This window comes from Streptomyces sp. NPDC002209 (genome assembly GCF_042890265.1).
Lineage (GTDB): Bacteria > Actinomycetota > Actinomycetes > Streptomycetales > Streptomycetaceae > Streptomyces.
Genome location: NZ_JBIARX010000005.1, coordinates 387,057 through 399,663 on the forward strand (window position 1 = coordinate 387,057; position 12,607 = coordinate 399,663).

The 12,607-nt window shown below is 73.9% G+C and carries 13 protein-coding genes; 5 read left to right on the top strand and 8 right to left on the bottom strand.

Translation table 11 applies throughout. The annotated features are described in order from the left end of the window. Nucleotides 1-45: 45 nt before the first annotated feature. Together ACFYXK_RS13425 and ACFYXK_RS13430 are read right to left on the bottom strand one after the other, a co-directional pair. A complete protein-coding gene (locus ACFYXK_RS13425) occupies nt 46-732 on the bottom strand; it encodes a uracil-DNA glycosylase (RefSeq protein ID WP_383510959.1) in 687 nt (228 codons plus the stop codon). A gap of 11 nt (nt 733-743) precedes the next feature. After that, nucleotides 744-1,847, bottom strand: coding sequence for a WD40/YVTN/BNR-like repeat-containing protein (locus ACFYXK_RS13430; RefSeq protein ID WP_389411258.1), 1,104 nt, complete (start codon nt 1,845-1,847; stop codon nt 744-746). A gap of 214 nt (nt 1,848-2,061) precedes the next feature. Here ACFYXK_RS13430 and ACFYXK_RS13435 point away from each other — a divergent pair, with 214 nt between their 5' ends. The 3 genes from ACFYXK_RS13435 (at nt 2,062) to ACFYXK_RS13445 (ending at nt 5,067) form a co-directional block, all read left to right on the top strand. Further along, on the top strand, nt 2,062-3,411 hold the full coding sequence (locus tag ACFYXK_RS13435; RefSeq protein ID WP_389411259.1) for a wax ester/triacylglycerol synthase family O-acyltransferase: 1,350 nt from the start codon (nt 2,062-2,064) through the stop codon (nt 3,409-3,411). 80 nt (nt 3,412-3,491) lie between these two features. Beyond that, nucleotides 3,492-4,625, top strand: coding sequence for an NADH:flavin oxidoreductase/NADH oxidase (locus tag ACFYXK_RS13440; RefSeq protein ID WP_389411260.1), 1,134 nt, complete (start codon nt 3,492-3,494; stop codon nt 4,623-4,625). A gap of 88 nt (nt 4,626-4,713) precedes the next feature. Continuing rightward, complete coding sequence (locus ACFYXK_RS13445; protein ID WP_389411261.1) at nt 4,714-5,067, top strand: ArsR/SmtB family transcription factor; 354 nt, start codon at nt 4,714-4,716, stop codon at nt 5,065-5,067. 15 nt (nt 5,068-5,082) lie between these two features. On the opposite strand, the gene ACFYXK_RS13450 is transcribed toward ACFYXK_RS13445, so the two are convergent. Both ACFYXK_RS13450 and ACFYXK_RS13455 read right to left on the bottom strand, forming a co-directional pair. Then, nucleotides 5,083-6,444 (bottom strand): FAD-dependent oxidoreductase, encoded by a 1,362-nt coding sequence (locus ACFYXK_RS13450; protein ID WP_389411262.1) that lies wholly within the window; start codon nt 6,442-6,444, stop codon nt 5,083-5,085. Between the two features lie 52 nt (nt 6,445-6,496). Continuing rightward, complete coding sequence (locus ACFYXK_RS13455) at nt 6,497-7,150, bottom strand: DUF305 domain-containing protein (RefSeq protein WP_389411263.1); 654 nt, start codon at nt 7,148-7,150, stop codon at nt 6,497-6,499. 78 nt (nt 7,151-7,228) lie between these two features. Here ACFYXK_RS13455 and ACFYXK_RS13460 point away from each other — a divergent pair, with 78 nt between their 5' ends. Next, complete coding sequence (locus ACFYXK_RS13460) at nt 7,229-8,725, top strand: LVIVD repeat-containing protein (RefSeq protein ID WP_389411264.1); 1,497 nt, start codon at nt 7,229-7,231, stop codon at nt 8,723-8,725. A gap of 12 nt (nt 8,726-8,737) precedes the next feature. Here ACFYXK_RS13460 and ACFYXK_RS13465 read toward each other — a convergent pair whose 3' ends face one another. From ACFYXK_RS13465 to ACFYXK_RS13475, 3 genes are all read right to left on the bottom strand, one after another. Beyond that, complete coding sequence (locus tag ACFYXK_RS13465) at nt 8,738-9,367, bottom strand: TetR/AcrR family transcriptional regulator (RefSeq protein ID WP_389411265.1); 630 nt, start codon at nt 9,365-9,367, stop codon at nt 8,738-8,740. Nucleotides 9,368-9,545: 178 nt separating this feature from the next. Beyond that, nucleotides 9,546-10,484 (bottom strand): M56 family metallopeptidase, encoded by a 939-nt coding sequence (locus tag ACFYXK_RS13470; RefSeq protein ID WP_389411266.1) that lies wholly within the window; start codon nt 10,482-10,484, stop codon nt 9,546-9,548. 91 nt (nt 10,485-10,575) lie between these two features. After that, on the bottom strand, nt 10,576-11,103 hold the full coding sequence (locus tag ACFYXK_RS13475; protein ID WP_389411267.1) for a DUF5134 domain-containing protein: 528 nt from the start codon (nt 11,101-11,103) through the stop codon (nt 10,576-10,578). 146 nt (nt 11,104-11,249) lie between these two features. Here ACFYXK_RS13475 and ACFYXK_RS13480 point away from each other — a divergent pair, with 146 nt between their 5' ends. Then, nucleotides 11,250-11,789 (top strand): GNAT family N-acetyltransferase, encoded by a 540-nt coding sequence (locus ACFYXK_RS13480; protein ID WP_389411268.1) that lies wholly within the window; start codon nt 11,250-11,252, stop codon nt 11,787-11,789. 27 nt (nt 11,790-11,816) lie between these two features. On the opposite strand, the gene ACFYXK_RS13485 is transcribed toward ACFYXK_RS13480, so the two are convergent. Further along, a complete protein-coding gene (locus ACFYXK_RS13485; protein ID WP_389411269.1) occupies nt 11,817-12,506 on the bottom strand; it encodes a glycerophosphodiester phosphodiesterase in 690 nt (229 codons plus the stop codon). Nucleotides 12,507-12,607 lie beyond the last annotated feature (101 nt).

Genomic DNA, 12,607 nt, shown 5'->3' on the forward strand with positions numbered 1-12,607 from the left:
GTCCGTATTTATCCATTGAATGTCGTATACCGTTCAACCGAATGATCAACTGGCGGAGGGGAGTCGCCAGTCCACCGGCTGTGCTCCCTGACGGACCAGCAGGTCGTTGGTCCGGCTGAACGGCCTGGACCCGAAGAACCCGTTGGCCGCGGACATGGGGGAGGGGTGGACGGACTCCACGGCCGGCAACTCGCCCAGCAGCGGCCGCAGGTTGCGGGCGTCGCGGCCCCACAGCACCGACACGAGGGGCTTCCCGCGCGCGGCCAGCGCCCGGATGGCCTGCTCGGTGACGGCCTCCCAGCCCTTGCCGCGGTGGCCCCCGGTCTTGCGCGGGGCGGTGGTCAGGGCGCGGTTCAGCAGCAGCACCCCCTGCCGGGTCCAGGGCGTCAGGTCCCCGTTCGCCGGCCGGGGCACCCCGAGGTCCGCGTACAGCTCGCGGAAGATGTTGTCCAGGCTGGGCGGCCACGGGCTGACGTCGGGCGCCACCGAGAACGACAGGCCCATCGCGTGCCCCGGGGTGGGGTACGGGTCCTGGCCGACGATCAGCACCTTCACCTCGTCGAAGGGCTGCTGGAAGGCGCGCAGTACGTTCGCCCCGGCCGGCAGGTACGTCCTGCCCGCCGCGATCTCGGCGCGCAGGAAGTCGCCCATCGCGGCGATCTGCGCCGCCACCGGCTCCAGAGCGCGGGCCCAGCCCGGCTCGACGATCTCGTTCAACGGTCGTGCTGCCACGGTGAGTCACTCTACTGGCCGATTCGGTGAGCCAGCACCGCGGCCCGGACGCACAGGACGTCGGGCAGGTGCTCGGCCAGCAACTGCCAGGTGTCCCCGTCGTCGTGGCTGGCGTACAGCTCGCCGTTGCGGTTGCCGAAGTACACCCCCGCCGGATCCGCGTCGTCTGTGCACAGGGCGTCCCGCAGCACCGTCCCGTAGTGGTCCCCGGTCGGCAGCCCGCGCGTGAGCGGCTCCCAGGAGGCGCCCGCGTCCCGCGTGCGGAAGACCCGGCACCGGCGCTCCGCCGGGACGCGGTCGGAGTCGGCGTTCAGCGGGAAGACGTACGCGGTGTCCGGCCGGTGCGGGTGGGCGGCCACCGCGAAGCCGAAGTCGGAGGGCAGGCCGGCGCCGATGTCGGTCCACCGGGCCCCGGCGTCGTCGCTGCGGTACACGCCCCAGTGGTTCTGCAGGTACAGCCGCTTCCGGTTCCCCGCGTCCTGGGCGATCTTGTGCACGCACTGGCCGAACTCCGGATGCGGATCCGGCAGGAACACCGCCGAGACCCCCTCGTTGGACGGGATCCAGCCGGCGCCGCCGTCCAGGGTCCGGAACACCCCGGCGGTGGAGACCGCCACCGTCACCGCGTCGGGGTCGGCCGGGTCCGTCAGCACCGTGTGCAGGCCCTCTCCGCCGCCGCCCGGCACCCAGCTCCCCCGGCTCGGGTGCTCCCACAGCGGGCGGACCAGCTCGAAGGACTCCCCGCGGTCCGTCGAGCGGAACAGGGCGGCCGGTTCCGTCCCCGCGTAGACCACGTCCGGCGCCTCGGGGCCGGCCGGATGCAGTTGCCACACCCGCTCCAGCGAGGCGCCGGTGTCCTTCGGGAACCTCACGGCGGGCTCGGCGGGTTCCTGCCAGCTCGCGCCCAGGTCGTCGGAGCGGAACACGGACGGCCCCCAGTGCGAGCTGTCCCCGCCGACCAGCAGCCGGGGTACCGGCCCCCGCCGGTCGACCGCGACGGCGTAGACGGCCTGTGCGTTGAAATGGGGCCCGTCGAGCTCCCAGGGGCCGCCGCCGCGCCTGCGGCCGATGAACAGGCCCTTGCGGGTTCCCGCGAGCAGGAGCACCTCGGACATGACCGACACCTCCGGACTGCGTCGTTCCGGTCGTCGTGATGAACTTCTTTCCGGCCAGTCTGCACCCGCCCGCCGACAGCGGCCGGGCAGCCGCCCCGCTGCGCTGACCAGCCGGTCGCCATCGATCAACAGGCGTATCCAAAGGGTGGCTACTTGATCGTAGGAGGCCGAAAGGGGTTGACTTCCACCTCTGCCACCGCACGAGAGGCACTACGTGGTCACCGAGCACCTTTCACCGCTCGACCTCGCCTTCTGGCGGATCGAATCCGCCGCCCACCCCATGCACCTCGGCGCCCTCGCGGTCTTCGAAGCCGCCCCGCAGGACCCCGGCCCCGGCCCCGGTCCCCACGGCGGCCCCGACGCCGCGGTCCGCGCCGCCGCACTGCTCACCGCCCGCTGCGCCGCCGTCCCCGGCCTGCGCCGCCGCATCCACGACGTGCTGCTGCCGATCGGCGCGGCCGCCTGGTCGCCGGACGCGGACTTCGATCCGGCCCGGCACGTGTTCCTCGTCCGCACCGGCGACCCGCAGGCCGCCGCCGGGCGCCTCATGGCGCGGCCGCTGGACCGGAGCCGGCCGCCGTGGGAGGCGCACGTCCTGGCCGGGCCCGACCCGGACTCCTTCGCGGTGCTCTTCAAGTTCCACCACGCCCTCGCCGACGGGCTCGGGGCCCTCGCCCTGGCGGCCATGCTCTTCGACGAGGGCCCGCCCGTACGGGGTCCCGCGCGGCCGGCTCCCGTACCGCAGCCCGGCGGCTCCGCCCTGCGCAGCCTCCCCGGGGTGCTGGCGGCCCGGGTCCAGGACGTCGGCCAGGCCCTGGAGATCGGCGCGTCCGTCGCCCGCGCCGGACTGCCCCTCGGCGTCCCGGCCGCGCTGACGGCCGTGCCCGCGCAGACCGGCACCCGTGCGGTCGCGGGCCTCGCGCTCGACCTCGACGACGTCAACCGGATCCGGAAGGTCGCCGGGGGCACGGTCAACGACGTCCTGATCGCCATGGTCGCGGGCGCCCTGCGGCGCTGGCTGGTGGGCCGCGGCGACCCCGAGCCGGAGGGTCCCGGGCCGCGCGCCCTGCTACCGGTCTCCCGTCGCCGGCCGGGCGGCGCGCAGTACGGCAACCGGCTCTCCGGCTACCTGCTCCGGCTGCCCCTCGCCGAGCCGGACCCGCTGCTGCGCCTGCACCGGGTGCGGACCGGCATGGACCGCAACAAGGAGGCCGGACCCGCCCGCGGCGCCGGGGCCGTCGCGCTGCTGGCCGACCACGTCCACCCGCTCGGCCACCGGCTGGGCGGCCCGCTGGTCGCGCAGGCGGCCCGGCTGCTCTTCGACATCCTGGTCACCAGCGTCCCGCTGCCCAGCTTCACGTTCTCCCTCGGCGGCAGCCGGGTCCGGGAGGTCTATCCGCTCGCCCCGCTCGCCCGCGGCCACTCGCTCGCGGTCGCGGTCTCCACGTACAAGGGCACGGTCCACTACGGCCTGGTCGCGGATGCGGCGGCGGTGCCGGACCTGGCCGCCCTCGCGCAGGCGCTGCACGCCGAACTCGACGAGCTTGTACGAGAGGTCTCGTAGTACGAATAATTTCGTAGTACGGTGACTCTCGTACAAGCCGCCGCTCGGCGGTGTGCCCGGCGACATCCGGAGAGTCCTTCATGAGTGCTGCCCCGCCCGCCCCCGCGACCCCGGCCGCCGGCGTACCCGCCGCCTTCGGCGCCCTCTTCGCACCCCTCACCCTGCGCTCGGTCACCGTCCCGAACCGGGTGTGGATGGCGCCGATGTGCCAGCACGTCGCCGAAGCCTCCGGCCCGGACGCGGGCGTGGCCCACGCCTGGCACTTCGCGCACTACGCCGCCCGCGCGGTGGGCGGCACCGGCCTGATCCTCCAGGAGGCCACCGCCGTCTCCCCGGAGGGCCGGATCTCCCCGTACGACCTCGGCATCTGGAACGACACCCAGGCCGAGGCCCTGCGCCCGATCACCTCGTTCATCAAGGCCCAGGGCGCCGTCCCGGGCATCCAGATCGCCCACGCCGGCCGCAAGGCCTCGACCGGGCGCCCCTGGGAGGGCGGCGGTTACGCCGGGCCCGAGGCCGACGGCTGGCTGCCGAGTGCGCCGAGCCCGGCGCCGTTCGCCGAGGGCGACCCGGTGCCGCACGAGCTGACGACCGCCGAGATCCACGAGATCGCCGGCCAGTTCGCGGCCGCCGCGCGGCGTGCGCTGGCCGCCGGCTACGAGGTCGTCGAGATCCACGGCGCCCACGGCTACCTCATCGGCCAGTTCCTCTCCTCGCAGATCAACCGGCGCACCGACGCGTACGGCGGCTCCTTCGGGAACCGGGCCCGCTTCGCCCTCGAAGTCGTCGACGCCGTACGGGCGGTGTGGCCCCAGGAGCTGCCGCTGTTCTTCCGGGTCTCCGCCACCGACTGGCTCGAGGACTCCGGCTGGACCCCCGAGGACACGGTCCGGCTGGCCGGACTGCTCCGGGAGCACGGGGTGGACCTGCTGGACGTGTCCACCGGCGGGATGGCCCCGAAGGCGAACATCCCCGTGGGCCCGGGCTACCAGGTGCCGTTCGCGGCCGAGGTCAAGGCCCGGACCGGCCTCCCGGTGGCCGCGGTGGGGCTGATCACCGAGCCGGAGCAGGCCGGGAAGATCCTGGCCGACGGGCAGGCGGACGCGGTCCTGCTGGGCCGCGAGCTGCTGCGCGACCCGTACTGGGCCCGCCGCGCTGCCGCCGAACTCGGCGCCGGGGTCCGGGTGCCCACGCCGTACCACCGCGCCTGGTAGGGCAACTCGGCCGGGTGGTGCGGCCGGCCGGTGTACTACGGTGTCTCTCGTACAACACACCGGAGCGGGGGCGAACGGAGCAGCAGACGTGACGGATTCGGCCACCACCCGTACGCTCGCCCATCCCGAGCCCGCGGAGATCCGGCTCGAGGCGGTGCTGCACGCGCTGTCGGACCCGATGCGGCTGTCGATCGTGCGGGACCTCGCGGTCACGCCGGACGAGCTGGCGTGCTCGTACTTCGTCCTCCCGGTCACCAAGTCGACGACCACGCACCACTTCCGGGTCCTGCGGGAGGCCGGCGTGATCCGCCAGACCTACCGCGGCACGGCGAAGATGAACGACCTGCGCCGCGCGGAGCTGGAGGGCCTCTTCCCGGGGCTGCTCGACAGCGTGCTCACCGCAGCCGCCGCGCAGGAGGCGCGACGGGCGGACAATCCCTAGGTCGTGGCGTGCCGGTCAGGCGCCCGCGGCCGCTGCGCCCAGCAGGCCCGTCCAGTCCGGGATCTTCACCGAGCGGCGGCCCAGCGAACGCCCGAGGTCGGCCTCCGCCGCCTCGATCGCGAGCCAGCCAGGCCACTCCACCGGGTGCAGCCCCGCCGCCCGCAGCGCGTCCAGCGGGTCGCCCGGCAGCTCCCGCCGGGCCAGCTCCCCCGCGTCCTGGAGCAGCGAGGACGCCGTCTCCTTGGCGCAGGGCCGGTTGGTGCCGATCACCCCGGTCGGGCCGCGCTTGATCCAGCCCGCCACGTACTCGCCGACCGAGGCCCGGCCCGCGCGCAGCACCCGGCCCGCGGCGTGCGGGACCGTGGCCTTCGCGGGGTCGAACGGCAGGCCGGGCAGCGGAACGCCCTGGTACCCCACCGAGCGCAGCACCAACTGCGCCTCGATGTCCTCGTACACGCCCGTCCCGGTGACCCCGCCGCGGCCGTCCGGGGCGGTCCGCTCGAAGCGCATCCCGGTGACCCGGCCGTCGGGGCCGCCCAGCACCTCCACCGGGCGCAGGTAGAACCGCAGGGCGATCCGGCGCCGGGCCCCGCCCGGGTCCTGCCCGGCCCAGCCGCGCAGCACCTCGAGGTTGCGCCGGGCCACCGCGGGCAGTGCGGCGGCCGCGCCCTGGTCGGCGTACGCGGGGTCGAGCGCGAGTTCGGCGGGGTCCACCGCCGCGGCCACGCCCGGCAGCGTGCCCAGCTCCCGCAGCTCCTTGGTGGTGAACTTGCCCTGCGAGGGCCCGCGGCGGGCCACCATCGACACCGACTGCACCCCGCTGTCCGCGAGGGCGCCGAGGGCCGGCTGCGGCATGTCGGTCGGGGCCAGCTCCGGCTCTCCCCGGGCGAGCATCCGCGTCACGTCCACCGCGACGTTGCCCGCCCCGACGACCACCGCCGAGCCCACCCCGGGCAGGTCGAAGGCCTCGCCCTCGGCGTCCGGGTGCCCGCTGTACCAGGCGACGAAGGCCGTCGCGGAGTGCACCCCGGCCAGCTCCTCGCCGGGGATCCCGAGCATCCGGTCGCGGGCGGCGCCCACGCAGTACACCACCGCGTGGTACAGCTCCAGCAGCCGTTCGGTGGTCAGCTGCGGCCCGCCGACCTCGACGTTGCCGAGGAAGCGGATCCGCTCGTCCTCCAGCACGGTGCGCAGGCTGCCCTGCAGCGATTTGATCTTCTCGTGGTCGGGGGCCACCCCGTAGCGCACCAGCCCGTACGGCGCGGGCAGCCGGTCCAGTACGTCAACGCGGACGCCCGGCACCTCACGCTGCTGTACGAGTGTCTGAGCGGCGTAGACCCCGCTGGGGCCCGAACCGACGACGGCGACACGAAGCACGGCGGAGCTCCTCCCGCAGGTGCTCCCAGCATGCCACCGGGCCCGGCGGCCGTCAGCCCATCGCGCGCATCCGGTGGATCTCGGCGGTCTGCGTGGCCACCACCTCGTTGGCCATTTCCTCCACCGCCCCGTTGTTCCCGGCGGCCAGCGCCTCGCCCGCCATCTTCACCGCGCCCTCGTGGTGGGCGGTCATCAGGGTGAGGAAGAGCCGGTCGAAGTCGGCGCCCTTCGCCTCGGCGAGCTGTTTCAGCTGCTGTTCGGTCGCCATGCCCGGCATCGCGCCGTGGTCGTGGCCGGCCGGAGCTCCGGAGGGGGCCGGGTAACGGGCCGACCAGTTCTCCATCGCGCGGATCTCGGGCTGCTGGGCGGCCGAGATGCGCTCGGCGAGCCGCTTGACCCCGTCCGCGGAGGCGCGCTCCGGGGCCAGCGCACTCATGGCGAGTGCCTGTCGGTGGTGTTCGACCATGCGCTGCACGTAGGCCCGGTCGGCCGCGTTGGGGCTGTCGTCGGGCTGCCTCCTGGCGGCCTCCTCGGGGGAGAGGGTGCGGGCCTTCTCGCCCGGTCTGCCGGGGGCGATGACCGCCGCCCCGCCGTCCTTCGCCCCGCCGTCGCCGTCGCCGCCCCGGCAGCCGGCCAGGGCGAGCAGCATCCCTGCGGCCAGGACCGCCCCGGCGGTTCGACCGAGTAACCCCTTTGCCATGTCCATGGTAAGGAACATACTGCCGGGGTCCTGGTTCCGTTCCCACCACGAGCGGAATCGATCGGACTCCCATGGGAGGGCACAGTGACCTCGAAGCACACCACCAGAGTGCGGCACAGGAGTCTGGGGGCGGCCGTGGCCGCGGCCGGGCTGCTCGCCACGCTGTTCGCGGCCGGTCCTGCGGCCGCGACCCCCGATCCGGGGGACTTAACACCCGGCGGCGCGGGCGGCGCCTTCGCCGTGCAGGGTGCGGACCCGGCCGCGGGCCGCGAACTCGCCCCCGGCGAGATCCCCGGCCAGGACGAGATCGTGCACAGCGCGAACGTCCGGCACCTCGCCAACATCCCGAGCACCTACCCCGGCGTCATCAACACCGACCTGGCCTTCCAGGGCAAGTACGCCTACGCCGGCAACTACAACGGCTTCACGATCTACGACATCGCCAACCCCAAGGCCCCGAAGGCCGTCAGCCAGGTGCTCTGCCCCGGCGGCCAGAACGACGTCTCCGTCCAGGGGGACCTGCTCTTCCTCTCCACCGACTCCTCGCGCAGCGACGACTCGTGCAACAGCGTCTCGCAGCCCGCGACGGAGAAGTCCTCGTGGGAGGGCATCAAGATCTTCGACATCAAGGACAAGAAGAACCCCAAGTACATCAAGTCCGTCGAGACGAACTGCGGCTCCCACACCCACACGCTGGTGCCGGGCGAGCGCGACATCTACCTCTACGTGGCCTCCTACTCCCCGAACGAGGCGTTCCCGGACTGCCAGCCCCCGCACGACGGCATCTCCGTGATCAAGGTCCCGAAGAAGAACCCGACGCAGGCGGCGGTCGTCGCCTTCCCCGTCCTCTTCCCCGACGGCGGCAACCCGGGCGCGCCCACCAACCCCGGGGTCACCAAGACCACCGGCTGCCACGACATCACCGTGCTGCCGGCGAAGAAGCTGGCCGCCGGCGCCTGCATGGGTGACGGGATCCTCTTCGACATCAGCAAGCCGGAGCAGCCGCGGGTCATCGACCGGGTGCAGGACAACGTGAACTTCGCGTTCTGGCACTCGGCGACCTTCAACGAGAAGGCCGACAAGGTGGTGTTCACCGACGAGCTGGGCGGCGGTGGCGGCCCCACCTGCAACGAGGCCACCGGCCCGAACCGCGGCGCCGACGGCATCTACGACATCACGGGCCGCGGCGACCAGCGCAAGCTCGTCTTCCGCAGCTACTTCAAGATCCCGCGCATGCAGGCCGACACCGAGAACTGCGTGGCCCACAACGGCTCGCTGATCCCGGTCGGCGGCGGCCGCGACATCATGGTCCAGGCCTGGTACCAGGGCGGCGTCTCGGTGTGGGACTTCACCGACTCCACCCGGCCCAGGGAGATCGGCTACTTCGAGCGCGGCCCGCTCACCACCGACAAGCTCGGCCTCGGCGGGTCCTGGTCGGCGTACTACTACAACGGCCACATCTACTCGAACGACATCGCCAAGGGCCTCGACGTGCTGCGGATCGACGACTGGCGCACCGAGGGCGCGAAGTGGGTGTGGATGGACCGGCTCAACGTGCAGACCCAGCCCGAGTACCACTGACGGCCTGCGGTGTCAGCCCCTTGAGGGAAACGTTCCGCCGGGCGGTCCGCCGTCCGGCGGGACGCCGAGCTCCCAGTCCAGTCCGTACCGCTGGAACAGCTCCGCCCGCAGCCGCGCCAGCGGCATCGGAGCCCCCGGCAGCAGGACCGCGACCACCGCGCCCATCAGCAGCGCCCGCAGCAGCGGGTAGTCGGTGTCCACGTCCGCCGAGCCGTAGCGGGTGACCGTGTCCCGCAGCAGCTCCGCCAGCCGCTGCTGCTCCGGGCACTGCACGAACCCCTCGGCCTGGAGGATGCCCGCCATGTGGGTCCGCATCAGCAGCGGCTGGTCCCGGGCCAGCCCGAGGATCGCGTCGATCGCGCGGGCGAGCCGCTCGCGGCCGTCGTCGCTGCGCGGCTCCCGTTCCAGGGCCGCGTCCAGCGTGAGGTGCATCAGCCGGTGCACCGCCGACTGCAGCAGCTGCCGCTTGCCCGGGAAGTAGTACGAGACCAGGCCGCGGGCCGTGCCCGCCCGGTCGGCGATGTCGCCGAGCGTCGTGGCCTCGTAGCCGTGCTCGGCGACGAGATCGACCGTGGCCTGGAGCAGCCGCTCCCGGGAACGTCTGCGCAATTCTTCATTGACCGATGCGCTGCGCGGGGACATGCTTACTCCTGCGTTGACTGGCTCCCAGCCAATATACTCAGCGCACGGGGTCGCCTGCTCTGGGCGACGCGGGGGATCGCCCAGAGCAGGGACTTCCACACCTCGGCGCAACGACGGGTTTCGGCCCGTCGGCACCCGGGCGGGCGGGATCAGGCCGGCGGGATCGGACCCGGCCGGATCAGGTGAGCGCGCTCAGACCCGGCATCAGCGCCACCACCAGCGGTACCGCCGGGACCAGCGTCGCCAGGGCCGTCAGTCGCATCCTGCGGGCCGCCGAAAGCCGGGGCGCCGCCGACAGTAGCCGCCGCACCCGATCCGAGACGTGCGGCTGCGGGCTCGGAGCGGGCCCGAACACCCCCCGGTCCTCGTTGAGTCCGACCAGCGCGAGCGCGATCGTCAGCCTCCCGTACCGCCGCGAGGCCACGTCGTCCGCGGCCAGTTCCACGAGCCGGTGCATCTCCGCCTCGAACGCCGCGAACACCGGCACCTGCGGGAATCCCCCCGCCAGCGCCCGCGAACAGTGCAGCAGCCAGTCGTGCCGGGCCTCGGCATGCCCCTGCTCGTGCGCCAGCACGGCGTCCAGCTGGCTTCCCTTGAGCCGCCCGAGCGCCGCCGTGGTCACCACCAGCTGCGGGGCCGCACCCGGCAGCCACCACGCGTCGGGCCGCGTTCCCTCCAGTACGACGAGCCGCGCCCCGGCCGGGTCCTCCCCGGGCAGCAGCGGCGCCCGTACGAGCAGCTCGGCGCCCCGCGCCCGCCGCCGGGCCCGGGCCCGCAGCACCTCCCGGGTCAGCCGGGCCCCGGTCCACAGCCCGCCGCCCGCCAGTGCGAGCGCGGTGCCCACCGCCCACGGGCCGCCGGTCGGGCCCAGCGCGTACGCGTCGACCACCCCGTGCGGCGCGGCCGCGAAGAGCCGGCCCCGGACCGCCAGCCAGGCGGCGGCCGCGCTCAGCACCATCGACAGCGCGAAGCACAGGAGCACCGCGCCCACCACGCACTGCCACACCCACAGGGCGACGACGGGCTCACGGTCGGGCCACTCGGCCCGCGCCAGCAGACGGGGGGCGAGCACCGCGGTCAGGGCGCCGAGCAACAGAAGTGCGGCGGGGACCATCATGCCCGCCAGCCTATGAGCGCGGGGCTACCTGCGGGTACGGGCTTGCGGCATTGGTGACGCAGGACACGTTTGCCCGCGGCCCTCGAGAAGGTCACAGGCTCAGCAGCATCGCCAACATGCCCATCCCCATGGCCAGTCGGCATGCCCGCGTCAGCTCCGTGGGCACCACCTGCGGCCCGCCCGGGAACGGCCGCACACCCCCGCCCGCCGTCACCAGCCGCGCCCCGCCGAGCAGCACGTACCCCGCGAAGTACAGCAGCAGCGCCCCGGTGACCGGCGGCAGGCCCCCGCCGTGCCCGTGGCCGGCGGTCATGGTCAGCGCCATGTACGCCATGGCCAGCGAACCGACCAGGTGGTGGGCGTGGTGCACCCCGCCCCGCAGCAGCCACAGGGCGTGCAGCACGGCCCCGCAGAAGACGGCCAGCAGGATCCCCGGCCCCCACGGCCCGATGCCCGGCGGCACGGCCATCGCCGCCATCCCGAACCCCATCAGCGCCTCGCCCGCCGCCCCGCCGCGCGCCTCCCGGCCCGATCTGCGCACCCGCCGCAGGCAGTACGCACCGCTCACCGCGCACAGCAGCACGAGCAGCCAGGCGGGGAGGGAGGCGGGAAGGGACATCGCGGGACCGTGCACGGCGCAACCCCCGGTTCGTCGGCGTCACGGGAAGAGATGCCCCGGCCCGGAGGCCCGCACGCCGCCCCGGGTTAGGCTCTCCTTGCCGCACCGGGCATGTCATATGCCGCCGAGCTGAACGGGAGCCCTCGATGTCGACCGCCCACCCCACCGCCCTGAACTTCCGCAGTGCCGTGGAGGCGGACGTACCCGAACTGGTGGCCCTCGTCGAGTCGGCCTACCGCGGGGACGCCAGCCGGGCCGGCTGGACCACCGAGGCCGACTACCTGGACGGGCAGCGCACCGACCCCGAGGGGGTCCGCGCGATCATCGATTCCGCCGACGGCGTGCTGCTCGTCGTGGAGCGCGCGGACGAGCTCGTCGCCTGCTGCCAGCTCGAACACCGCGGCGACCACGCCTACTTCGGGATGTTCGCCGTCCGCCCGGGGCTGCAGGGCGGCGGCCTCGGCAAGGAGATCCTCGCCGAGGCCGAGCGCCGCGCCCGCGAGACCTGGAGCGCCCGGGAGATGCGGATGACGGTGGTGAACGTACGGGAGGAGCTCATCGCCTACTACGTGCGCCGCGGCTACCGGCGCACCGGCGAGCTGAGCCCCTTCCCGTACGGCGACGAGCGCTTCGGCGTCCCGCTCCGCGACGACCTGGCCTTCGAGCTGCTGGTCAAGCCGCTGTAGCACGGGAGCCCGGGCCGGGCGCGGCCGTCAGGCGAGGAACCGGCCCGTGCTGCGGATCTCCGGGAAATCGGTGGCCGCGCCGTCCAGTTCGAGGGCCCGGGCCAGCCTCAGCTGCTGCAGGGTGTTGACGGTCCAGCCGGTCACCTTCAGCCCGGCCGCGTGGACCGACTCCACCGCGTCCAGGGTCAGTTCGCGGATGCTCAGGTCGACCGTCCGCGCACCGCAGGCCAGGGCCCGGGCCACGACGTCCGCGGCCCCGCCGGTCAGCTCCGAGTGGAGCACGGTCCGCACCCCCGGCAGCAGCCGGGCCGTCCCGGCGAGCACCTCGTCGTGGACGGAGGCCACCTCCACCCGCGCGTTCAGATCGCGGCGCAGGACCAGCTCCGCCAGCGCGGCCGCGGCGGCCCCGTCGTGGACCGACACCTGGAGCGGGGTCCGGACCGCGTCCAGGACCTCCTCGAAGGCCGGCACGTGCTCGCCCTGGCCGGCGTCCAGCTCGCGCAGTGCGGACAGGGTCAGATCGGCGACGGCCCCGGCGCCGTCGGTGGTCCGGTCCACCTCGGCGTCGTGCAGGACGACGAGCACGCCGTCCTTGCTCAGCTGCACGTCCAGCGCGATGACGTCCATCCCGGCACGTTCCGCGCGGACGAACGACCGCAGGGTGTTCTCCGGTTCGACACCCATGACCCCGCGGTGACCGATGGTGAGGAAAGTCAAGGTTCTCTCGCTTCCGTCGACGGCGGCTCCCCGCGCGGTCGCGGTGTCCCTACCGGCCGCGCGGTGAGGACGCATGCTAGTGCGCCGGGGATGCGATGAGA